Annotated in this window: 22 protein-coding genes; 15 read left to right on the plus strand and 7 right to left on the minus strand. The window is 71.0% G+C overall.

Translation table 11 applies throughout. The features are described 5' to 3' along the window. Window positions 1-476: 476 nt before the first annotated feature. Both ATK30_RS28695 and ATK30_RS28700 read right to left on the minus strand, forming a co-directional pair. On the minus strand, window positions 477-1,841 hold the full coding sequence (locus ATK30_RS28695; protein ID WP_101438133.1) for a GGDEF domain-containing protein: 1,365 nt from the start codon (window positions 1,839-1,841) through the stop codon (window positions 477-479). Between the two features lie 464 nt (window positions 1,842-2,305). Next, window positions 2,306-3,514 carry an MFS transporter gene (locus ATK30_RS28700; protein ID WP_101438134.1) on the minus strand — a complete coding sequence of 403 codons (1,209 nt, stop codon included), beginning with the start codon at window positions 3,512-3,514 and terminating at the stop codon, window positions 2,306-2,308. A gap of 352 nt (window positions 3,515-3,866) precedes the next feature. Between ATK30_RS28700 and ATK30_RS28705 the strand changes: the two genes are divergently transcribed. Next, window positions 3,867-4,763, plus strand: a complete 897-nt coding sequence (locus ATK30_RS28705) for an SDR family NAD(P)-dependent oxidoreductase (protein ID WP_101441116.1) — start codon at window positions 3,867-3,869, stop codon at window positions 4,761-4,763. 6 nt (window positions 4,764-4,769) lie between these two features. On the opposite strand, the gene ptsP is transcribed toward ATK30_RS28705, so the two are convergent. Then, on the minus strand, window positions 4,770-6,344 hold the full coding sequence (gene ptsP / locus ATK30_RS28710) for a phosphoenolpyruvate--protein phosphotransferase (RefSeq protein ID WP_101438135.1): 1,575 nt from the start codon (window positions 6,342-6,344) through the stop codon (window positions 4,770-4,772). A gap of 103 nt (window positions 6,345-6,447) precedes the next feature. Here ptsP and ATK30_RS28715 point away from each other — a divergent pair, with 103 nt between their 5' ends. From ATK30_RS28715 to ATK30_RS28745, 7 genes are all read left to right on the plus strand, one after another. Next, window positions 6,448-7,209, plus strand: coding sequence for a DeoR/GlpR family DNA-binding transcription regulator (locus ATK30_RS28715; RefSeq protein ID WP_101438136.1), 762 nt, complete (start codon window positions 6,448-6,450; stop codon window positions 7,207-7,209). After that, window positions 7,206-8,150 (plus strand): 1-phosphofructokinase, encoded by a 945-nt coding sequence (pfkB, locus tag ATK30_RS28720; protein ID WP_101438137.1) that lies wholly within the window; start codon window positions 7,206-7,208, stop codon window positions 8,148-8,150. Before ATK30_RS28715 ends, pfkB begins: the two co-directional genes overlap by 4 nt. Then, window positions 8,147-8,599, plus strand: coding sequence for a PTS sugar transporter subunit IIA (locus ATK30_RS28725; RefSeq protein WP_101438138.1), 453 nt, complete (start codon window positions 8,147-8,149; stop codon window positions 8,597-8,599). The genes pfkB and ATK30_RS28725 overlap by 4 nt, the downstream gene beginning before the upstream one ends. A 1-nt stretch (window position 8,600) precedes the next feature. Continuing rightward, on the plus strand, window positions 8,601-10,070 hold the full coding sequence (locus tag ATK30_RS28730; RefSeq protein ID WP_101438139.1) for a PTS fructose transporter subunit IIC: 1,470 nt from the start codon (window positions 8,601-8,603) through the stop codon (window positions 10,068-10,070). Further along, window positions 10,063-10,359, plus strand: coding sequence for an HPr family phosphocarrier protein (locus ATK30_RS28735; protein WP_009082438.1), 297 nt, complete (start codon window positions 10,063-10,065; stop codon window positions 10,357-10,359). The genes ATK30_RS28730 and ATK30_RS28735 overlap by 8 nt, the downstream gene beginning before the upstream one ends. 115 nt (window positions 10,360-10,474) lie before the next feature. Continuing rightward, window positions 10,475-11,425, plus strand: coding sequence for a sigma-70 family RNA polymerase sigma factor (locus tag ATK30_RS28740; protein ID WP_244194746.1), 951 nt, complete (start codon window positions 10,475-10,477; stop codon window positions 11,423-11,425). 91 nt (window positions 11,426-11,516) lie between these two features. Further along, window positions 11,517-11,930, plus strand: coding sequence for an SgcJ/EcaC family oxidoreductase (locus tag ATK30_RS28745; RefSeq protein ID WP_101438141.1), 414 nt, complete (start codon window positions 11,517-11,519; stop codon window positions 11,928-11,930). A 72-nt stretch (window positions 11,931-12,002) separates the two neighbouring features. On the opposite strand, the gene ATK30_RS28750 is transcribed toward ATK30_RS28745, so the two are convergent. Then, window positions 12,003-13,826, minus strand: coding sequence for an AMP-dependent synthetase/ligase (locus ATK30_RS28750; protein WP_101438142.1), 1,824 nt, complete (start codon window positions 13,824-13,826; stop codon window positions 12,003-12,005). Between the two features lie 143 nt (window positions 13,827-13,969). Between ATK30_RS28750 and kynU the strand changes: the two genes are divergently transcribed. The 6 genes from kynU (at window position 13,970) to ATK30_RS28780 (ending at window position 19,907) form a co-directional block, all read left to right on the plus strand. Continuing rightward, window positions 13,970-15,160: a kynureninase gene (kynU, locus tag ATK30_RS28755; RefSeq protein ID WP_101438143.1), complete on the plus strand. Its 1,191-nt coding sequence runs from the start codon at window positions 13,970-13,972 to the stop codon at window positions 15,158-15,160. A 209-nt stretch (window positions 15,161-15,369) separates the two neighbouring features. Then, window positions 15,370-15,660: a hypothetical protein gene (locus ATK30_RS28760; protein WP_101438144.1), complete on the plus strand. Its 291-nt coding sequence runs from the start codon at window positions 15,370-15,372 to the stop codon at window positions 15,658-15,660. A 375-nt stretch (window positions 15,661-16,035) separates the two neighbouring features. Next, window positions 16,036-18,540 (plus strand): sensor histidine kinase, encoded by a 2,505-nt coding sequence (locus tag ATK30_RS28765; RefSeq protein WP_101438145.1) that lies wholly within the window; start codon window positions 16,036-16,038, stop codon window positions 18,538-18,540. Next, window positions 18,540-18,956, plus strand: coding sequence for a roadblock/LC7 domain-containing protein (locus tag ATK30_RS28770; protein WP_009082431.1), 417 nt, complete (start codon window positions 18,540-18,542; stop codon window positions 18,954-18,956). The genes ATK30_RS28765 and ATK30_RS28770 overlap by 1 nt, the downstream gene beginning before the upstream one ends. Then, window positions 18,953-19,327 carry a DUF742 domain-containing protein gene (locus tag ATK30_RS28775; RefSeq protein ID WP_101438146.1) on the plus strand — a complete coding sequence of 125 codons (375 nt, stop codon included), beginning with the start codon at window positions 18,953-18,955 and terminating at the stop codon, window positions 19,325-19,327. The genes ATK30_RS28770 and ATK30_RS28775 overlap by 4 nt, the downstream gene beginning before the upstream one ends. Next, window positions 19,308-19,907 (plus strand): GTP-binding protein, encoded by a 600-nt coding sequence (locus ATK30_RS28780; protein WP_101438147.1) that lies wholly within the window; start codon window positions 19,308-19,310, stop codon window positions 19,905-19,907. The genes ATK30_RS28775 and ATK30_RS28780 overlap by 20 nt, the downstream gene beginning before the upstream one ends. Window positions 19,908-19,934: 27 nt before the next feature. On the opposite strand, the gene ATK30_RS28785 is transcribed toward ATK30_RS28780, so the two are convergent. Further along, window positions 19,935-20,399 (minus strand): DoxX family protein, encoded by a 465-nt coding sequence (locus ATK30_RS28785; RefSeq protein ID WP_101438148.1) that lies wholly within the window; start codon window positions 20,397-20,399, stop codon window positions 19,935-19,937. A 137-nt stretch (window positions 20,400-20,536) separates the two neighbouring features. Between ATK30_RS28785 and ATK30_RS28790 the strand changes: the two genes are divergently transcribed. Then, window positions 20,537-21,001, plus strand: coding sequence for an NUDIX hydrolase (locus ATK30_RS28790; RefSeq protein WP_101441117.1), 465 nt, complete (start codon window positions 20,537-20,539; stop codon window positions 20,999-21,001). Here the strand turns inward: ATK30_RS28790 and ATK30_RS28795 are convergent. Continuing rightward, window positions 20,998-21,651, minus strand: a complete 654-nt coding sequence (locus ATK30_RS28795; protein WP_101438149.1) for an HAD family hydrolase — start codon at window positions 21,649-21,651, stop codon at window positions 20,998-21,000. The genes ATK30_RS28790 and ATK30_RS28795 overlap by 4 nt on opposite strands. A gap of 35 nt (window positions 21,652-21,686) precedes the next feature. Further along, complete coding sequence (locus ATK30_RS28800) at window positions 21,687-22,487, minus strand: alpha/beta fold hydrolase (protein WP_101438150.1); 801 nt, start codon at window positions 22,485-22,487, stop codon at window positions 21,687-21,689. Window positions 22,488-22,576: the final 89 nt, after the last annotated feature.

Raw genomic sequence — 22,576 nt, forward strand, 5'->3', positions numbered from 1 at the left:
CGGGCCGAGGCGGGATGGGTTGCGCAGGGCGCGCCCAACGCCACGGTGGGTGCATGCGCCGCGCTCGACGAGAGTTTCTCGCGGCGGTGCGGAGTGCGGCCGGTTCGCGATGCAGCACTCGAGACGAGACGGGGCCGCAGGACTTCGGCCTCGCGCGTCCGGGCCAGTCGGGAGGGAGAACCCCGCGCACCGCCATGCGGCAGTGGGGCGGGCTCGGCGGGGCACAGCAAAGGGGCGGGGAGCCCGGAGGCGAGTCCGGGGGAGGGCGATCCGATTTCCGGTCCTCGGCCATCCGGGTCCGGCAATCCCGGCGGTTCCGATCCGGCCCCGAAAAACCGACTGCCGCGGTTAGCGGTCCCTCCGACAATTAACCCGGCGGCTCAATCCGGCGGCGGAACGGGCGGAGGCCGTAGCGGACAGTTGCTGAATCGGTTTCGCGATTAATCGCAAACAGTGCCGGTGATCGGAATTGTGGATCACTCGGACGGCAGATTCGCGTCCGCGAAGCGCACCTGGTTCCGGCCGCCTTCCTTCGCGGTGTAGACGGCCGCGTCGGCGGCTTGCAGCAACTGTTCCAGTGTTGTTCCGTTCACCGCGAGCAATGCGACGCCGATCGACGCGGTGCGGCCGGTGATCAATGCGGAACCGCCGCGTTTGTCGGTCGTCACGATGCGCTGATCGGCGATTGCGGTACGGATCCGTTCCGAGGTCACCTTCGCCGCCGTGCTGTCCACATCGGGCAGCAGGATGAGGAACTCCTCGCCGCCGAAGCGCCCGATGATGTCCTTGGGGCGGGTTATCTCGTCGAGAGTTTGCGCCACCGTGCGGAGCACGTCGTCGCCCGCCGGGTGGCCGTAGGTGTCGTTGATCCACTTGAAGTGATCGAGGTCGATCATCAGCAGCGCCAGGGTTTCCCCGCCGCGCGCGGCCCGCGCCAGCGCGCGCTCCGCGGACTCCGACCACCCGCGCACGTTGAAGATCCCGGTCTTCGGATCGGTGCGCGCTTCGGACTGCAGTTGGTTGATTTCCGCCAGCCGGTTGCCGAGCACCGTGATCAGCACGAGGATCACGATCGCCGGCGGGATGTTCACGAGGAGGATCGTCGCGATGGTGCCGAGGCTGATCGTCGACAGCTCGAGCAGGTTGTCGTCCTTGGTGCCCAGCACGTTGCGCAGCGTGGGCGCGGACGTGCCGCCGAGGGCGAGCAGGCCGCCGATCACGATCGCCTGCAGCGCCGCGTAGCTGAAGCCGACGAGCATCAGGATCCCGAAGACCTGCAACGAGTTCGCGGGCGAAAGCCGGGCCAGTTCGGCGGACGCGAAAGTCTGGTACAGGTAGTGCGCCAGCAATGCCGACACCGCATGCGTGAACGAGGTGAACACGAACTTGTGCGGCGGTCGCCGGGAGTTGAACCACCGCTGGACGCGCAGCAGCGCGATCAGCAGCAGCGTCAGCGGGATCGGCAGCAGCAGCGCGGCCGGGAACACCCAGATGCCGGTCAGGTCGATGTGGACGGCGGTGACCCGGTTGCGCCGCCGTTCCTCCTGCCGCCGGGTGAGCTGGATGTGCACCGTCGCGCAGCCGGCGAGGATCGCGAACCGGCCCCAGTCCACGAGATCCGGGCTCGGCGACGCGATCACGCCGAAGGTCAGCAGCGCCACCGCGATCGCGTCCCAGGCGAGCAGGAACGCCACCATCCGGCGCGGTTTCGTCCAGAGATCCCAGGACGAAACGGGGTTCGCGGCGATCAGTGCGCGCAGCCGTCCCGCGAAGCCCGTCGCGGCGGGCGGTTCCTCCCCGGGGCGGCGGTCCTCACCGCGCGCCGGTTCGGTTCCGGGCATCGGGCCGTGCCTCCTCCGGTGTCGGATGCGGTTCCCGGAAGGTTCCCGGTTCTGCGTCGTTATCAGTTGCCGGTATCATCTCACTCACCGACTTCGAACGCTGTATTCGGTCGAGTCTCCGAACCCGGAGACGCCTTCCGCGACAACTGCTGCATCCATGAAGTAAATTGCGGAGGAGCGTCCCCGCCGTCCCCCCGAGTGAGGTGTTTTCCCGTGCGCGACCGCGAAGCGTGAATCGAGCTGTTGTCATTTTCCGATGAATTGTCAGCGAGCGGAGGTGGGCAGCTGTGCGTGACCGTGAGGCGTGAGTTCCGTGACCGATCCACAGCAGATTCGTGACAATGCGAACGGAGGTGTGTTCCGTGCGTGACCGTGAAGCGTGAACCGACTTCCCGTCCGGCGTACCCGGACCCATTCGGCCGGTGCCTTGACCCCGGCCACAGTTCCCTCCGGCAATCCACGATTCAGGCCCCGGCCGCGACCGCGTGCCGCACCCGGGTCCACGAGAACGCGGTGGGGATCGCCAGCGCCACGCCCGCCAGCCCGGCCAGCGCGATGGCGGTGACCGCGGATCCGGTCGCCTGTGCGACCACCCCGCCGAGAGCCACCCCGATGCCCTGCGCGACGCGCAGCCCCGTGCGGTACAGCCCGCCGGCTCCGCCGCGCAGTTCGTTCGGCACCCAGGTGGAGAACGTCGCGGTCACGGTGATGATGTAGGCGCCCATCGCACCGGCGAGCGCGAGCAGCACCAGCGCGACCACCAGGTTCGGCTGCAGCAGGAACAGCGCGAGCAAGGCCAGCGACGTCGTCGCGAGCACGCCGAGCAGCCGCTGCCGGACCGCGGCGGACGCGAATTTCGACAGCAGATAGGCCCCGGCGACGAAGCCGAGCGGGTCGGCGGCGAGCAGCCAGCCGACCGCCGCGGACGGCGCGTTCAGCTGCTGGGCCAGCGGCGCGGCCAGTCCTTCGGGCACCACGGCCAGCCCGACGAGCCACGACAACGCGATCAGCACGCGCAGTTTGCGCTGCCCGAAGACCCAGCGCGTCGCGGAGAACCAGGTGCTGTGCTCGCCTCCGGCGGCGGGCCGGTCGTGCACCCACACCCGCACGATCACCGACGCCACCGCGAAGCTCACCGCGTCGATCGCCAGCGCCCACGACGTGCCCACGGCCGTCACCAGCAGGCCGCCGCCGGCCAGTCCGAGCAGCTGCACCGTGTTGGTGGTGATCCCGCGCAGGTCCTGGCTGCGCAGGTACAGATGGTCGTCGGTGAACACCTCGCGGGTGATCGCGTTCTGCGCCGCGTTCGCCGGTGACGCGGCCAGCTGCACCGCGACGAGCAGCAAGCACAGCGCGGCCAGCGGCATGCCGGGCAGGCTCATCAAGCCGACCAGCACCGCCTGCGCCGCGGCGCTCGCGCTCAGCACGGCACGGCGCGGGTAGCGGTCGGCGAGGAAGGACAGCCCGAGCCCGCCGGCGAGCGCGGGCAGGAACGTCAGCGCGTAGACGACCGCAGCCCAAAGCGCGGAGCCGGTGCGGTGGTAGACGAGGATGGACAACGCCACCTTCGCCAGCTGGTCCCCGGCGCTCGAGACGGCCTCCGCCGCCCAGAGCACGCGATATTCGACATTCCGCAGCGGCGCCGTAAGCCGAGAGGTCGCTTCGGTCGTCACGAGATGACCACTGCCCCCTCCCCGATCGAGTGAATGCGGGTACCCCGCATTCTGCCTTCGCCTGATTCGCTCCTGGCCAGGAGTGTCACCGCTCCGGCCAGGGCGTGCACCCTCAGTATGCCGCCGATCACACCAGGGTGAACAGCCGGGAAGAATCCGGTGGCCGGAACGCGGAGCCGTTCGGAGTGACCTGCCGCGGGGTATCCGTGGCACTGATCAGCTTTCCTCGTTCGGCGCAGCGCGACCACCGTTCGTCGCCATCGTCCGGTGCGACTGGGCCGAACGGTCCAACACTGGGAGAGACCCGGCGGAGCGGTCGTCCTCTCGCCGGGCGCACCAGCGGGGAGTGAGCGTGGACAGGTTGCTGCAGGACAAGGCCGTGGTCGTGACCGGGGCCGGGCGTGGGCTCGGGGAGGCGTTCGCCGTGCACGTCGCGCGAGCGGGCGGGGCGGTGGTGGTCAACGACGTGGACGCGGACCTGGCGGAGCGCACCGCGGCGACCATCCGCGGCCACGGCGGGCGGGCGGTCGCGAACGGGCACAGCGTGGCCGACCCGGCGCAGGCGCAGGCGATCGTCGACCAGTGCGTCGCCGAGTTCGGCCGGATCGACGGCCTGGTCAACAACGCGGGGCTGAACTACGAGGCGCTGCCCTGGGAGGACGACGCGGAACAGGCCCGGCAGCTGGTCGAGGTCAACGTGCTCGGCGTGATGTACACCGGGCTGGCCGCGATCCGGGCGATGGTCGGCGCGGGCGGCGGCGGGTCGATCGTGAACATCTCCTCGGGAGCCTCGCTCGGGCAGCGCAAGCTCGGGGTCTACTCGGCGAGCAAGGGCGCGGTCGCGTCGCTGACCTATTCGTGGGCGCTGGACCTCGAGGACTCCGGGATCCGCGTGAACGCGGTGTGCCCGGTGGCGCACACCCGGATGGTGTGGAAATCCGAGCGTGCGCTGCGGGCCTGCCCGCCGGAGCGCACGCCGGCGAAGATCGCGCCGGTCGTGCTGTTCCTGCTCGGCGAGGGGTCGCACGGCATCACCGGGCAGATGATCCGGTGCAACGGCCCGCAGCTGCACGTGATGGGGCAGCCGTATCTGAAGCAGCCGATCCTCGAACGGCCGGACTGGGACACCGAGACGGTGCAGGAGGCGTTCGACGAGGTGTTCTCCGCCCACCTGGAGAACTACGGACTGGAGAAGCGCGTGCCGCCGCGGCTGCGCAAGTGGACGGAGAACTCGATGCGGGCGTCCTGACCCGGGTCAGGACGCTTTGGCGGCGGCTTCGCGGCAGCCGGGCAGGTCGACCGCGCGCAGCGTCGCGCCGAGGGAGGCGAGCGCGGCGGAGTTCATCGACAGACTGGTCACCCCGAGCCCGGTCAGCACCGGGGCCAGCCCCGGGTCGGCGGCCGCTTCCCCGCACACGCCGACCGGCTTCCCGGCGGCGGCCCCGGCCTCGGCGACCATCCCGACCAGGCGCAGCAACGCGGTCTGGCTCGGGTCGTTGAGCGCGGCGACCGCGCCGAGCTGCCGGTCGGCGGCGAAGACGTACTGCGCCAGATCGTTGGTGCCCAGCGAGACGAAGTCGACCTCGGCGAGGATTTCCCTGGCGCACAACGCCGCCGCCGGGACCTCGATCATCACGCCGGCCCGGGCGATCCCCGCGGCCCGCGCGCGTTCGGCGAACCAGCGTGCCTCGGCGGCGGTCGCGATCATCGGTGCCATCACGGAAAGTTCGGCCCCGGTGTCGGCGGCGGCCCCGGCGATCGCGGTCAGCTGCCGGTCCAGCAGCTCCGGCCGGTCGAACGCCACGCGGACGCCGCGCACGCCCAGCGCCGGATTCGGTTCGTCGCCCATGTCCAGGAAGGCCAGCGGTTTGTCCGACCCGGCGTCGAGCGTCCGGACGATCACCGGCTTCCCGGCGAACGGCGCCAGCACTGCCGCGTAGGCCGCGCGCTGTGCGTCCACGGACGGCTCTTCCGCCGCGCTGAGGTAGCAGAATTCCGTACGGAACAAGCCGATTCCCTCCGCGCCCGCGTCGGCCGCGGCGCGGGCGTCCGCCGCGGAGCCGACGTTCGCGAGCAGCTTCACCGGATGTCCGTCGGCCAGCGCGCCGACGCCGTCCCATTCCGCGCGCGGCTTGCGGCTCGCGGCGCGCACGCTCCCGTCGGACGGCGAAACCGTTCCGGCGGCGCCGTCCACCGCGAGGCCCGGGCTCTCCACGGCGAGCACTCCGGAGCAAGCGACCACGGCCGGAATTCCCATTGCCCGCGCGAGAATCGCGGTGTGGCTGGTCGGTCCGCCCTCTTCGGTCACCAGGGCGAGGACCAGCTCCGGGTCGAGACCGGCGGTGTCGGCCGGGGCGAGGTCGCGCGCCACGAGCACGCTCGGCGACGTCAGTTCGGGCACGCCCGGCGGAGCCACGCCGAGCAGGTCCGCGACGATCCGGTCCCGCACGTCGGCGACGTCGCGAGCGCGCTCGGCCAGGTAACCGCCGGCCGCTTCGAGCGCTGCCATGAACTTCGCGGCCGCTTCCCAGACCGCGCGCGGGGCGGGCAGGGACTGCTCCCGGACGAGCTGTTCGGCCGACGCGAGCAGCGCCGGGTCCGCCGCCATCGCCGCGGTCGTCTCCACGACCGACCGGGCATCACCGGACACAGAACGGGCACGATCGGACAACCGGGCAGCGACCCGGGCGGCGGCGGGCGCGATCCGGCCCGCCTCCTCGGCCAGATCCGCGGGCACCGGCTGGTCGTCGGGTTTCCGCAGGTCAGTGGCTACGACGACGCGCGGGCCCTCGGCTCGGCCGGGGCTGACTCCGACTCCGGACAACGACATGGCGAGACCTCCGGGAGCAAAGGATCTTGTAACTGGGGATTGACAGTACGGTAACAACGGGCACAATCAAATGACAACGGGCAAACAGCGGAGAGGAACGGGCATGTACGCCGCCGAACGGCATCAGCTCCTCGCACAGCGGGCACGCCGCGACGGACGGGTCGACGTGGGCGACCTCGCCGCCGAACTGGGCGTCGCGCCCGAGACCATCCGCCGCGACCTGGGCGTTCTCGAACGCCAGGGTGTCGTCCGCCGGGTCTACGGCGGCGCGGTCGCGGTGGACCGGCTCGACTTCGAGCCCGAGGTCGCCCAGCGCGACCAGACGAACGCCGCGGAGAAGGACGCGATCGCCCGCGCCGCGCTCGACCAGGTCCCCGACCGCGGTTCGGTGCTGCTGGACGCGGGCACGACGACCAGCCGCCTGGCGACGCTGCTTCCGGCCGACCGCGAGCTGACCGTCATCACGAACTCCATCTCGATCGCGTCGATCCTGGCCACCCGGCCGGGAATCACGCTGCAGATCCTGGGCGGCCGGGTGCGCGGGACGACGCTCGCCACGGTCGGCTCCGCGTCGCTGCACGCGCTCGACGGACTGCTCGCCGACGTCGCTTTCCTTGGGGCGAACGGGTTCTCCGCCGAACACGGCTGCACGACGCCGGATCTCGAGGAGGCCGCGGTGAAAGCCGCCCTCGTCGCCGCCGCTCGCCGCCGCGTCCTGCTCGCCGACCACAGCAAGTACGGAGCCGACCAGCTCAGCCGGTTCGCCCGGCTGTCGGAGATCGACGTGCTGATCACCGACGGCGGGATCGACGCGGGCGCGGTCGCCGAACTGGAAGAGGCCGGCCCCGAGGTGGTGCTCGCATGATCGTCACTGTCACGCCCAACCCGAGCCTGGACCGCACTGCGCAGCTCAGCGAGCTGCGGCGCGGCGAGGTGCTGCGCGCCTCCCGGGTCCGCCTCGATCCCGGCGGCAAGGGCGTCAACGTTTCCCGCGCGCTGGCCGCCGCCGGGTCGCCGACCGTCGCGCTGCTCCCGGCCGGAGGCCCGGTCGGCGAGCGGCTGGCCGACCTGCTCGCGCCGGAGGGCGTCCCCGTGGTCGCGGTGCCGATCGCCGGCACCACCCGCAGCAACATCACCCTGGTCGAGGCCGACGGCACGACCACCAAGATCAACGAACCCGGTCCGGAGATCTCCCCGGCCGAGCTCGCTGTCCTGCAGCAGCGGACCGTCGAGCTCGCCGTACGCGCCGAATGGGTCGTGTGCTGCGGCAGCCTTCCGGCCGGAGTGCCGGACGATTTCTACGCCCAGCTCGGCAAACTCGCCCGCGACGCCGGGGCGAAGGTCGCCGTCGACTCCTCCGGGGCGCCGCTGGCCGCCGCGCTCGCCGGCGGTCCCGACCTGATCAAACCGAACCTCGACGAACTGGCCGAACTGGCCGGCCGCCCGCTGTCCCGGCTCGGGGACGTGGTCGAGGTATGCCACGGCCTGGTCGCCGACGGCGTCGGCGCGGTGCTGGTCAGCCTCGGCGCACGCGGCGCCGTGCTGGTCGACGGCACTGAGACTTGCCACGCGCTCGGCCCGCTGGTCGCCGTGCGCAGCACCGTCGGCGCCGGAGACGCCGCACTCGCCGGATTCCTCCACGCGGGAGGAACCGGCCCCCAAGCCCTGCGCGCCGCGGTCGCCTACGGCACCGCCGCGGTCGCGCAGGAGGGCAGCCGCATGCCCGCCCCGCAGGACGTGCACCCGGACCAGGTGCGCCTGCTCGCCGCCGATCCCACCCTCACCCTCAGCGGAGCCGCAGCATGACCACATCAGACCTGATCACCGCCGACCTGGTCGACCTCGAGCTCGCCGCCGCGGACAAGAACGCCGCGGTCCGCGCGCTCGCCGGACGGCTCGTGTCCGCCGGGCGGGTGACCGACCTCGAGCTGTTCCTCAAGGACGTCGCCGCCCGCGAGGAGCAGATGGCCACCGGGCTGGAGGGCGGCATCGGCATCCCGCATTGCCGTTCGGCCGCCGTCACCGCGCCGACGCTCGCCTTCGGCCGCAGCGCCGAGGGCATCGACTTCGGCGCGCCGGACGGCCCGGCGAAGCTGATCTTCCTGATCGCCGCGCCGGACGGCGCGGACTCCGCGCACCTGAAGGTGCTCGCCGCGCTGGCCCGCCGGCTCGTTCGCGCGGAATTCAAGCAGACCCTGCTGGACGCCTCTGATCCCGCAGCGGTCGCGACCTACATCCGCGAAGAGGTGTGCTGACATGAAGTTCGTCGCCATCACCGCGTGCCCCACCGGCATCGCGCACACGTACATGGCCGCCGAATCGCTGGAGCAGACCGCGAAGGCCAACGGCGACACGATCGTGGTCGAGACGCAGGGCTCCGCCGGTTCCGAACCGTTGTCCGCCGCGGACATCGCGGACGCCGACGCGGTCATCTTCGCCGCGGACCTCGCCGTGCAGGGCCGCGAGCGGTTCGCCGGCAAGCCGATCGTCGAAGCCCCGGTGAAGGCCGCGATCAACGACGCGGCCGGGCTGTTCGAGCGGGCGAAAGCGGCCGCCGCGGAACCGCCCGCCGCCGAGCCCGCCGCCTCCGCCGCCGCGGCGGGACCGGAGCTGACCACCAAGGTCGGCGAGCACGACCGGCTCGGCTCCCGGATCCGGCAGTGGCTGATGACCGGCGTCAGCTACCTCATCCCGTTCGTCGCCGCGGGCGGTTTGCTGATCGCGGTGAGCTTCGCGCTCGGCGGGTACAAGATCGCCGACGCGCCCAGCGTCACCGAGCATTTCGACGCCGGTTCGCTCGCCGGCTGGGCCGCGCTGATGTACCAGATCGGCAGTGTCGCGTTCAAGTTCCTGGTGCCGGTGCTGGCCGGGTTCATCGCATTCGCGATGGCCGACCGGCCCGCCATCGCACCGGGCTTCGTCGGCGGGGCGATCGCGGTCGCCGTCGGCGCCGGCTTCCTCGGCGGTCTGGTGGCCGGGTTGTTCGCCGGCGGCGTGGTGCTGGGACTCAAGAAGATCCGCGTGCCGAAGGCGATGCGCGGCATCATGCCGGTGGTCGTCTATCCGCTGCTCGGGACCGTGGTGGTCGGCGTGCTGATGTACGTCGTGGTCGGCAAGCCGATCGCGATCGCCACGACCGGCCTCACCCACTGGCTGAACAGCCTGAGCGGCACCAGCGCGGTGCTGCTGGGCGCGCTGCTCGGCCTGATGATGGCGTTCGACATGGGCGGTCCGGTCAACAAGGCCGCGTACGCGTTCGCCGTCGGCGGCCTGACCACCGGCAGCGCCGGCTCGCTGCAGATCATGGCCGCGGTGATGGCGGCCGGAATGGTGCCGCCGCTCGCCCTCGCGCTCGCCTCCACCGTGCGGAAGAAGCTGTTCACCGCCGCTGAGCGCGAGAACGGCCGGGCCGCGTGGCTGCTCGGCGCCTCGTTCATCACCGAGGGCGCGATCCCGTTCGCCGCGGCGGATCCGTTCCGGGTGATCCCGTCGATCATGGTCGGCTCGGCCGTCACCGGAGCGCTGTCGATGGCTTTCGGCGCGACGCTGCGCGCGCCGCACGGCGGGATCTTCGTGGTGCCGCTGATCGGCAACCCGCTGCTGTTCCTGGTCGCGCTGGTGGCCGGGACGCTGGTCGCCGCCGCTTCGGTGGTCCTGCTCAAGCAGCTGCGGTTCCGTTCCTCGGACTCGGCCGCCGCTGTGTCCGCCCACCCGGTCAATGCCTGAGGAGGCCCTCGTGTACCAACGTCGCATCGTCGTCGCCAGCAGTGTCGGGCTGCACGCCCGACCGGCCGGGCTGGTCGCCCAGGCCGCCGCCGCTCAGCCCGCGAAGGTCCGCATCGCCAAGGTTTCCGGCGGCGCGGCCGGTGACCCGGTCGACGCCGGCAGCGTGCTCAGCCTCATGACGCTCGGCGCCGCGCACGGCGACGAGGTCGAGCTCAGCGCGGACGGCGACCAGGCCCGGGAATCGGTCGACGTGCTGGTCGAGCTGATCGCCAAGGACCTCGACGCCTGACCCCTCGCGTGCGCAGTGCCGGTGCCGGGATCTTCCTGGCACCGGCACTTCGCGGATACCGCACCGGAAGGCGATCTGCCTGTCCATAATGGTCGCGGCGGCGAAGGGGCGTGGCGTGATTTTTGGGGAAGAGGGCTTCGGCCGTCAGATCGAGCAGTTCCGGACCGAGCTCTTCGCGTACTGCTACCGGATGCTCGGGTCGGTGCACGACGCGGAGGACGTGGTCCAGGAGACGTGCCTGCGGGCATGGCGGGCCCGGGAGAGCTACGACGAGAAGCGCGGTTCCGTGCGGACCTGGCTGTACCGGATCGCGACGAACGCCTGCCTGACCGCGCTGAAGTCTCGCGGCGGCCGGGCGCTGCCGTCGGGACTGGTGGCCGAGTCGGATCCGCTCGCGCCGCTCGTCCCGGGTGAGCACGCCTGGCTCCAGCCCGTGCCGGACTCGCTGCTGGGCGACCCGGCCGCCACCGTCATCGGCCGCAGCAGCCTGCGGCTGGCGTTCGCCTCCGCCCTGCAGCACCTGTCAGCGCGGCAGCGCGGTGCGCTGATCCTGCGTGACGTGCTCAGCTTCTCGGCGTCGGAGACGGCGGAGATTCTCGACGCCACCGTCGCGTCGGTGAACAGTTCCCTCCAGCGGGCGCGGGCCCGGCTGAAGGAAACCGGCGTCCGGCAGGAACCGGCCGAGCCGTCCGCGGCCGAGCAGCGCGTCTGGGTCGAGCGTTACCTGAAGGCCTTCGAGCTCGCCGACGTCGAGGCCCTCAAACGGCTGATCACCGAGGACGTCCTCATGGAGATGCCGCCGATGCTCAACTGGTTCACCGGACGCGGGAACTACGGCCTGTTCATGGACTGGGTGTTCGACGTCGCCGGGAAGGACTGGCTGCTGCGGGAGACCACCGCCAACGGCGGCCAGCCCGGATTCGCCGCCTACCAGCGCGCCGGCGACGGGTACCGGCTGCACACGCTCCAGATCCTCACCGTCACCGCCGAGGGCATCAGCCGGAACTCGGTGTTCCAGGATCCGGAGATCTTCGAGGCCTTCGGACTGCCCTCCGCGATTTCCTGACGATCCCGCGATGAGTTCGGCCCGCCCCGCCGGTATGTACCGGCGAGCTCACCGGAACACCCCGGGCGAGCCGAGCGCGAGGGAGAACCCGATGTCGAACACCCGTGTCGAGGACGAGGCCGCGATCCAGGCCGTGCTGGCCGACTCCTACCAAGCGTGGGAGGCGGGCGACGCCGACGGCATGGTCGCCGATTACACCGCCGACGCGACCGCCATCATGACCGGCTCGTTCCGCGACAGCCGCGAGATGATCCGCGACAGCATGGCCCAGGGCTTCGCCGGCCCGCTCAAGGGCAGCTCCACGTACAACAAGCAGCTCAGCATCCGCTTCCTCGGCAAGGACGCCGCGATCGTCGTCAGCGAATCGGCCATCCTGTTCCCCGGCGAAACCGAGATCACCGACGACCACCGCAAGGTGAACGCCACCTGGGTCTTCGAGAAGCGCGACGCCCGGTGGCTGATCGCCGCCTACCACAACAGCCCGGTCCTGGCCCCCGGGCAGTAGTTCCGGTACCGCGGCTGCCAGGCCGTTCCTCGCGGAGTCTTCGCGACGGGGACGGCCTGGCGGTCGCGGCACTCAGGCGTAGAGCGAGGCGATGTCCGGCTGGTAGCGGTCGTTGATCACCCGGCGCTTGAGCTTGAGCGTCGGGGTCAGCTCGCCGGTTTCGGGAGTCCAGGCGGTGGTGATCAGGCGGTAGCGCTTGATCTGCTCGGCTCGCGCGAGCCTGCTGTTGGCTGACTCGACGGCCCGGTCGATCTCCGCGCGCACCGCCTCGTGCTGGGCCAGCGTTTCGATGTCCGCCGTCTCGATGCCCTTCGCCTTCGCCCAGCCGGGGGCGATTTCGTCGTCCAGCACGATCAACGCCGTCACGTACGGCCGCGCGTCGCCGATCGCGACCGCCTGGCCGATCAGCGGGTGTTCCTTCAGCAACCCCTCGATCCGGGTCGGCGCGATGTTCTTGCCGCTCGAGGTGATGATCAGTTCCTTCTTGCGGTCGGTGATCGTGACGTACCCGTCGTCGTCGATCGTGCCGATGTCGCCGGTGGCGAACCAGCCCTCGGCGTCGGTGGCCGGTTCGATCGTGCCGTCCGGCTGCAGGTAGCCGAGGAACACGATCGGACCGCGGACGAGCAGTTCGCCGTCCTCGCCGGTCTTCACCTCGACGCCGTCGATCGGACGGCCGACGGTGCCCGCGCGGAACGCTTCGGCGCTGTTGGCGGTCGCCGCGCCGGTGGTCTCCGACAGGCCCCAGACCTCGCGGATCTCGACGCCCAGCCCGGCGAGGAAGTACAGCACTTCCAGCGGCAACGCGGCCGCACCGCTGGAGGCGATGTGCAGCTGGTCGAGCCCGAGCATCCCGCGCACCGGCGCGAGCACGGTCTCGTCGGTCTTCGCGATGCGCTCGGCGAGATCGGCCGGGACCTCCTTGCCGGCGCTGCGGAGTTTGTAGCCCTCCTGCAGGAGTTCGTTCGCCGAGATGAGCGCTTCGCGCCGGTCCTCGGGTACGCCGGCGAGCATGTTCTTCAAGCCCGCCACCATCTTTTCCCACACCCGCGGCACGCCGAAGAAGCTCTGCGGATGCACCTGGCCGAGCGCCGCGACCACGCCGGACGGATCGCCGACGGTGTGCACGTGGCCCGCCGCGACGATCGGCAGGTAGATCGACAGCTCGCGTTCGGCGATGTGCGCCAGCGGCAGGTACGCGATGTTCGTCGGGTGCATCGGGGCCTTGTGCAGCGTGTGCACGGCGATGCCCTCGTGGATCGCGTTGCGGTGGGAGAGCACGACGCCCTTGGGGTCGCCGGTGGTGCCGGACGTGTAGATCATCGCGAGCGGGTCGTCCGGGCGGATCGCCTGCCACGCCCGGTCGAACGCCTCGGGGTCGGCGGCGAGTGCTTCGCGGCCGGCCTCGCGCACCGCGGAGTACGCGACGAACCGGTCGTCGCCGTCCGGGATCGCGGATTCGTCGATCACCACCACGCGGCGCAGCGCGGGCAGGTCGTCCAGTACCGGCAGCCAGCGGGACAGCTCGTCGGCGCCGGCGAGGACGACGACCGGGGCGGCGCTGTGCCGGGCGACATAGCGGATCTGCTCCGGGCTGAGCGTCGCGTAGGCCGTGCACGGGATGGCCGCCAGATGCACCGCGGCGAGGTCCGCGACGAGGTGGTCCGGCGAACTCGGGGCCATGATCAGCATCCGGTCGCCCGCGGCGAGGCCGAGCCCGGCGAGTCCGCGGGACACTTCGGCGATCGCGGTCCGGAACTCGCTCCAGGTGAGCGTCGGACGGCCTTCGAGGTCGAGCGAAGTGAGCGCGGGCCGGTCGCCGTACTCCTCGGCGTTGCGCCGCAGCAGCAGCGGGATCGTCTTGCCCTCGGTCTGTTCGGCGATCGACTGGGTCAACGCTGACCTCCTCCGGTGGTGCCTGGTGAGGTCACTCTAGGTCGTCGGCGCGGGGTCCGATAGAGAATCCCGGCCAGCCTCGGCGCTCGATAAGACGGCCCGCGTCCTGTTAGAAAGGGGCACCTGGAACCCGAGGAGCGTCGATGACCGAATCCGCAGTGCGCAGCGAGAGTCTTGCCGACGAGGCGGCCGCGCTCGATGCCGCCGACCCGCTCGCCGCCAAACGCGCGGAGTTCGACCTTGACCCGGAAGTCGCGTACTTCGACGGGAATTCTCTTGGCGCGCCGCCGAAACACGTCGCGGAGCGGCTGACCGAGGTGGTCCGGCAGCAGTGGGGGCGGCGGCTGATCCGGTCGTGGACCGAGGGCTGGTGGGAAGCCCCGCAGCGGGTCGGGGAGCGGATCGCCCCGCTCGTCGGTGCCGCGGCCGGGCAGGTCGTGGTGGCGGACTCGACGAGCGTGGACCTGTTCAAAGTGCTCGTCGCAGCGGTGCGGGCGAACCCCGGCCGCGACGAGGTGCTGGTCGACGCCGCGACCTTCCCAACCGACGGCTATGTCGCCGACCAGGCGGCTCGGCTCACCGGGCACACCGTGCGGCGCGTGCCGGTGGCGGAGCTGCCCGGCGCGGTGAGCGAACGGACCGCCGCGGTGCTGATGAATCACGTCGATTACGTCAGCGGGCGGCTGCACGACATGCCGTCGGTCACCGAAACCGTGCACGCGGCCGGCGCGCTCGCGGTGTGGGACCTCTGCCACAGCGTCGGCGCGATTCCGGTTCAGCTGGACGCGTGCGACGTCGATTTCGCGGTGGGCTGTACCTACAAATTCCTCAACGGCGGACCGGGTTCGCCCGCGTTCGTCTACGTGGCACAGCGGCATCAGGCGGAATTCGATCAGCCGCTCGCCGGATGGGCCGGGCACGCGGACCCGTTCGGCATGGAGCCGGGATACCGCGGCAGCGCGGGGATCGCGCGCGCCCGCGCCGGGACTCCGGACATGCTGTCGATGCTGGCGCTCGACGCCGCGCTGGACGTCTGGGACGGCGTCGACCTTTCCGTGCTGCGCGCGAAAGGCTTGGCGCTGGGCGATTTCTTTTTCCGGTGTGCGGACGAACTGCTGCCGGGAGCCGACATTCCGACGCCCCGCGAGCACACGCGCGGGCACCAGGTGTCGGTGCGCGACGCGGGCGGGCAGCAGACGATGAACGCGCTGCACGCACGCGGGGTGCTGGGGGATTTCCGGCCGCCGGACGTGCTGCGCTTCGGACTGGCCCCGCTGTACACGACCTACGCCGAGGTGCTGCGGGCGGTGACCGTGCTGCGCGAGGTGCGCTGAAAAGAATTCGCGGATTGTCCGCGCGGATTCGGGGGGATCCGGCCGGCCTCGCGGGTCCAGGTGAACAATCGGTGTCCGGCTCGCCCCTTCGGGTGATCGACGGGCGCGCCGCCGGCTGCCCGGCGGGTATGCTCGATGCCTGTTTTTTCGCGGGCGGAGCCGATCGGCGAGCTGTTCCGCCGGGCGAAGCCGGGCGGGAAGGGGCCGAAATGATCGAGACCCGCGGTCGGGAAGTGCCGCTCTCGTATGTGGTGACCCTGCTCGTCGGCGTGGCCGTCGGCTTCGTGCTCGCGCGCTTCGGCGGCCTGGTCGCGCGTTATCCGGTCGAATCGACGCTGGTCGCGGTGCTGATCGCGTCCGTGGCGGTGCTGGCGTGGGCGTGCCGGGAGATGCTGCGCGATCTGCTCCGCCGCGACCGCCCGTCCGCCGCGGAAGAAACCGAAACGGCACCGGGTCCGCGGCTTTCCGCGCACCGGCCGCCGAATGGCGTCCGGCGCTGAATTCCGGAAATCCGTCTCGGTTTTCCCTTCGATTCCGTCGCCGACGCGGAATTGCGCATAAGGTTCCGGTGAGTTTTCGCGGGCGCACTCTCGTGACCGGCCTCACGCGCCGGCGCCCAGCGGGCCGCGGCGCGGCCGATGCGACCAAGGTCACGTCCGGTGGTGATCAGTTTTCCAAGCACCGCAGCGGGTTACTAGCAGGTAACAAGAGGGTGACGGCAACCCGGGTCCGGACTTGACTCGCCGGTGAAGGTTGCTTACCGTCGTCGCGGGCAACTCAGACCACGGTGAACTGTGATCCGGCTGGTCGGACCGGTGCGAGGAAAACACCGCGGACCCGAATACCATGGCAGGGCCGGAAGGAAAACGGATCACGTGAAGCAGAATTCCGGGCGAAACGGCCGCGGGTCGTCTATTCGCTCTCGCGTCCTTGCGATCGCGTTGATTCCGAGTGCCGCGTTGCTGCTGGTCGGTATCGCGCTCGCCGGATACCTGATTTTCGACGCTGCGCAGGCGCGCGGTTACGCGCAGAAGATTCGCGGTTCGGAAGGCCCCGGCATTCCGTTCCTCCTCGCCGCGGAACAGGAACGGCAGCTGTCGATGAGCGTGCTCGCCGGCCAGGACGCCGCGCGCGCCGAGCTGCTGGCCGCCCGGCCGAAGACGGACGCGTCCGCCGCGCAGATCACCTCGGTGCTGGAGGGCAACTTCGCGACCGACTCGAACGTGCCCGCGAGCGTCAAGCAGAACATCGCCACGTTCGCCGCGCTGGAGGCGAAACTGCCGCAGCTTCGCCAGCGGGTCGACTCCGGCCAGGTGCCGCGGCTCGAGGTTTTTTCCTTCTACAACCAGATCATCGACCAGTTCACCCAGGGCGTCGCCGGGCTCGCCCAGGGCGCGCGAGGTGCGGACAACGCGTTCGCCCGGCTGTCCGCGATCCCGATTTTCAACGCCGCCGAGGAAATGCAGCGCGCCGACGCGCTGGCGTCGGCCGGGCTCGCTTCGGGCGGGCTGTCCGGCGACGAGCAGCGCGCGTACCTCGGCGAGATCGGCGCGTACCACGCGCAGCTCGACCAATCGGTGCCGCAGATGGTGCCCGAGGTGCGGGCGAACTACGACAAGCTCGTCTCGAGTCCCGCGTGGACGACCGTGACGCAGGTCGAGAACGCCTTGCTGTCCGGTGCGAAACAGCTGCCGGTGCCGCTGGAGCAGTGGCGGACCGACGCCAAACAGGTCGCCACCACGCTGATGACGATGTTCGCCGCGCAGAGCGCGCACGCGACCAACGCCGCGATCACCGACGCGGACGACACGCTGCGGAACTCGATCATCGCGGGCGCGGCGGCGGTGCTCTTCGCGCTCGCAGTGGTGCTGGTCGCGCTGCGGCTTTCGAACCGCTTCATCGCCCGGCTCGCCCGGCTGCGCGAGGACACCCTCGACGCGGCCGAGGTGCGGCTGCCGGAACTCGTCGGCCGGGTGCGGGCCGGCGAACCGGTCGACCTCGACGAGGGCGGGCACCTGCTCGACCACGGCGCGGACGAGATCGGCGAGGTGGCCGAGGCGTTCAACCTGGCGCAGCAGTCCGCGCTCGCCGCCGCGGTCGAAGAGGCCAAGACGCGGCAGGGCACGAAGGCGGTGTTCCTCAACATCGCGCACCGCAGCCAGGTCATCGTGCACCGGCAGCTGAAGGTGCTGGACGCCGCCGAGCGCAAGCAGGAGGACCCGGACCAGCTCGACACGCTCTTCCAGCTCGACCACCTCTCCACCCGCGCGCGGCGCAACGCGGAGAACCTGATCATCCTCGGCGGCGGCCAGCCAGGGCGGCAGTGGCGCAATCCGGTGTCGCTGGTGGAACTCGTCCGCGGCGCGGCGGCCGAAACCGAGCACTTCGCGCGGGTGAAGACGGCGAAGCTGCCCGACGTCGCCGTGCGCGGGCCGGTCGTCGGCGACCTCGTGCACCTGCTCGCCGAGCTGATCGACAACGCGACGTCGTTCTCGCCGCCGGAATCGCGCGTCGAACTGCGCGGCAACGTGGTCGGCAAGGGCGTCGTGATCGAGGTCGAGGACCAGGGCCTCGGCATCGAGCCGGAGCAGGCCGACGAGTTCAACGCGATGCTCGCCGACCCGCCGGACTTCGGGATCATGGCGCTGTCCGACGAACCGCGGCTGGGTCTGTTCGTGGTCGCGCGGCTGGCGTCCCGGCACGGGATCTCGGTGCACCTGCGCGACTCCGCGTACGGCGGGACTCGGGCGATCGTATTGGTGCGCAAGGATTTGCTCGCGCCGATCAGCGAGACGGAGCCTTCGGCGGCCGACGCGGAGTCCGCTTCGGGGCCGGGCGAGGCACCGGAACTTTCCCGGCTCGCGGTGGAGCCGTCGCGGCCCGCGCCGGAACCGCCGCGGGGCGAGTCGCAGCGACCGGAACTGCCGCAGCGGCGGCCGGCGCGTCCGGAACCGCGACCGCAGCAGGCGGAACAGCCCTCGCGGATCGCGCCGGAACCGCGGGTCGCGCCGGAGCAACAGCGGCCGGAGTCGCCGACCCGGCGCGCGATGCGTCCGGCCGCCGAGGCACCGCCGGCCCGCCCGCCGCAGAACCGCGAACCGCGACCGCCCGCGGACAACGGCCGCGCGCCGCGTCCGGCGGTCGACAACGGCCGGGGCGCGCCGCCGCGTCCGCCCGGACGTCCGCCGCTGCCGCAGCGGCGCCGGCAGCAGAACCTCGTTCCGCAGTTGCGCGGCGACCGGCCGGCGCCGGAATCCGAGGACGTCCGCGAGGATTCGCCGGAGCAGGCCCGCTCCCGGCTCAGCGCGTTCCAGCAGGGCACCCGGCGGGCCCGCGAGGCCGATCCCGGGCACGACAACAGGTACGGAGATCGGGACTGATGGCGAACAACGGCGTCAACGAGCTCGACTGGCTGCTCGACGACCTCGTGCAGCGGGTCGCCGGGGCGGACCGCGCGGTGGTGCTGTCCGCGGACGGGCTGCTGATCGGCCGGTCGGGCAATCTGTCCGAGGCGGACGCGGAGCACCTGTCCGCGGTCGCGTCGGCGTTCCAGAGCCTCGCCCGCGGCACCGGACGGCATTTCGGCGGCGGCAACGTGCGGCAGACGATGGTCGAGATGGACCACGCGTTCCTGTTCGTCACCGCGGCCGGGCGGGGCGCCTGCCTCGCGCTGCTGGCCGGGGTCGACGCGGACATGGGACTCGTCGCGTACGAGATGAACCTGATGGTCAAGCGGGTCGGTGCGGTGCTCACCGCGGCGCCGCGGGCCGGAGCGGTCCAGCGGACCTCGCCATGACGGCGCGGGGCCGCGAGTCCTGGTACGAGGACGAGGCCGGTCCGCTGGTGCGGTCCTACGCCGTCACCGGCGGGCGGACCCGCTCCGACACCCGCGGGCTCGACCTCATCACGCTCGTCGTCGCGCTGCGCGCCGCGAGCGAGACGCCCGGCCTCGAACCGGAGTACTCGCGCATTCTTTCCCTGTGCCAGCGCCCGGTTTCGGTCGCCGAGGTGGCCGCGCGGGTCGATCTGCCGCTGCCGGTGGTGAAGGTGCTGCTGAGCGATTTGATAGAGCGCAATCTCGTGCTGTTCCGCACCGCGACGCCGGTGACCGACGCCCCCAGCCCCCACGTACTCCAGGCGGTTCTCGATGGCATCCGGAAACTCTGAGCCCCGCCGGTCGCTCACCGCGCAAGCGGTGAAGCTGCTCGTCGCGGGCGGCTTCGGGGTCGGCAAGACGACCCTGGTCGGCTCGGTCAGCGAGGTGCCGCCGCTGCGCACCGAAGAGGTGATCACCGCCGCCTCCGAGGGCGTGGACGACCTGTCCGGCGTCGAGGGCAAGACCACCACGACGGTCGCGCTCGACTTCGGCCGGATCACCATCAACCCCGAGCTGATCCTGTACTTGTTCGGCACGCCGGGGCAGGACCGGTTCTGGTTCATGTGGGACGAATTGGCCGACGGGGCGCTCGGCGCGGTGGTGCTGGCCGACACGCGGCGGCTCGAATCTTGTTTCCCCGCAGTGGATTTCTTCGAACAGCGAGGGCTGCCGTTCGTCGTCGGGGTGAACTGCTTCGACGACGCCTACCGGTACGGGACCGAGGAAGTCCGCGGCGCGCTGGATCTCGATCCGCAGGTGCCGTTGCTGCTGTGCGACGCGCGCGAACGGGATTCGACCAAGCAGGTGCTGACGGTGTTGCTGGAGCACGTGCTCGGACGGGCAATGCTCGTGAGCGGCAATCCCGGTTAGAACCGGGATTGCCGCTCACGACGTCGTTCACCGGCGGCGCAACTGGTCCAGCGAGGCCGCGCCCGGGCCGACCACGGCGATGGCGAGGAAGATCCAGGCGTACAGCGCGGCGGGCTCTCCCATGTTGTGCACGGGGAACAGGCCTTGCGGGGCGTGCACGGTGAAGTAGGCGTAGGCCATCACGCCGGAGAGCACGATCGCGGAGACGCGGGTGAAGAGCCCGGCGAAGACGAGCACCGCGCCGACGACCTCGATCAGGCTGGCCCAGTAGCCGGGCCACTGGCCGAACGGGAACGCGCCGCCCGCGTTGTCGATGCCGCCGAGGAGGCCGAAGCCCATCACGCCGTGGCAGAGGAAGAGGAACGAGACCACGGCGCGGAAGACGGCCAGGACGGCGGGGCGGGCACGGTCGGCCAGGGACTTCGTGCCGGTGTTCCCGGCGGCGGTCTGGGTGGTCGAGGAGGTCTTGGCGGTGGCGATCGTCGTGGTCATCGTGGGGTCCTTCCCGAGTGGCTGTCGGTTGCCTTCTGCCTATGCGTCGAACGCGGCCGACGCGGATCGACACGGGTGCGGAAACTTTTTTCGCGCCCGCTTCCGGCCTGGTCAGCGGCACCGGGCAGACTGGGCGGATGGTTGTCAGGCGCAGCGCGGGGCTGCTGCTCTTCCGCCGGTCCGCCGACCGGCCGGAGGTGCTGCTCGCGCACATGGGCGGACCGTTCTGGGCGAAGAAGGACGAGGCCGCGTGGTCGCTGCCGAAGGGCGAACTCGAGGACGGCGAGGACCCCGAGGCCGCGGCCCGGCGCGAGTTCGCGGAGGAACTGGGGCTCCCCGCGCCGGACGGGGCGCTGCGGCCGCTGGGCGACGTGCGCCAGTCCGGCAAGGTCGTGACCGCGTGGGCGGTGGAGGCGGACCTCGATCCCGAGGCGGTCGTGCCGGGCACCTTCGACCTCGAATGGCCGCCGCGGTCCGGGCGGACGCAGCAGTTCCCGGAGGTGGACCGCGTCGCCTGGTTCGATCTGGACACCGCGCGCGAGAAGCTGGTCAAGGGCCAGCGCGCGTTCCTGGACCGGTTCGCCGAACTGGACCTGGATTAGCCGAACTGCTCCAGTACCGCGTTGAGCGGTGTGGTGGCGAAGGACGGCAGGACCAGGTCTGCTTTGGCGAAGTCCAGAGTCGCCGTGATGGGGTTGGGCACCGCGACGGTGGTGATCCCGGCGGCTTTCGCGGCGCTGACGCCGTGCGGCGAGTCCTCGAAGGCGAGGGCTTCTTCCGCGGTGACACCCAGGGTGCGCAGCGCCGCCAGGTAGGTGTCCGGGTCGGGTTTGGGTTTGTGGCGGTCACCCGTTTCCACGGCGGTGAAGCGGGCCGCCAGGCCCAGTCGGTCAAGCTGGCCGTGTACCCAGGCTCCGGACGAGCTTGAGGCGACACCCAGCGCCAGTCCGCGAGTGGCGGCCTCGTCCAGGTAGTCGAGGACGCCTTCGCGCGGGCCATCCTCGGCCAGGAGTTCATGCACTCGCGCGCGCATGGCGGGGCGCAGGGTCTCCGGGTCCACGTCTTCGACCTGTTCGGCCAGCAGCTTGAACATCGTCGCGGCGGTGTTCTGGGTGCCGATGACCGTGTGCCAGACATCCAGCGGCAGCTCGACGCCGTGTCCGGCGAACATTTCTTGCCAGGACCGCAGTACCGCGGCCTCGGTGTCGGCGAGGGTGCCGTCGAAGTCGAAAATCAATGCTCGCGTGGTCACGTCTCGCAGCCTGCCTCACCGCGTTCGGCGGCGCGTCAGTTCGTGGCGAAGAACTCCGCCAAAACCGGGGCGAGCGCGGCGGTTTTCACCAGGTGCGTCTGGCCGGGCAGGGTGCGGTAGTCGGCGTGGGGCAGTTGCTTCGCCGCTGCCGCGACGCCGTTGCGCATCCAGGCGGGGCTCTTGCCTCCGTCGATGATCAGCGTTGGAACGGTGATTCCGGACCAGCGTCCTTCCGGGAGCGGGCGGCCGGCCTGGTTGTCGTCCATGATCCGGGCGTCGTAGGCCAGGGTGTGGGCGACGCGTTTCATCCGCGGCCACGCGGGCATCAGCCGCATCATCAGGACCATCAGGGCGGGCAGTCCGACGCCTTCGACCATGAACGTCTTGATCGCGTCGCCCGGTTTCCCGGCGGCGATGGCCGCTTCGAGCTTCGCCTGGTAGTCGGCCGGGACGCGCTTGCGAGAGCTGTCGACGACGAACGGCGGTTCGTACACCGCGACCTTCTGCACCGACACACCGTGGTGGGCGGCCTCCAGAACCAGAGCGGCACCGGACGAGATGCCGTACAGGCCGATCTCTCCGCCGGCCTCCTTGGCGAGCGCGGCGATGTCCTCGATCTCGCGCTCGACCTCGTACGGACTGGTATCGCCGCTTTCGCCTCTGCCGCGACGGTCGAATGTGTAGACGGTGAAGCGGTCGGAGAGAGCTTTGGCGAGATCGTCGTTTGGGGTCGAGGTCCGGTAGCAGAGCGCGCCGTCGACGAGAACGAGCGCGGGGCCGGAGCCGATGCGGGAGTAGGCGATCTGGGTGCCGTCGGCGGACGTGACGGTGGGCATGGGGTTCCTCCTCAGTGGCGGGTGCCGGTGGGAAGAACTGTCGCATCCGATGGTTTGAGCTGTCAAGACAAAAAAATTAGTCGGTGGGA

This window comes from Amycolatopsis echigonensis (assembly GCF_002846615.1).
Lineage (GTDB): Bacteria > Actinomycetota > Actinomycetes > Mycobacteriales > Pseudonocardiaceae > Amycolatopsis > Amycolatopsis echigonensis.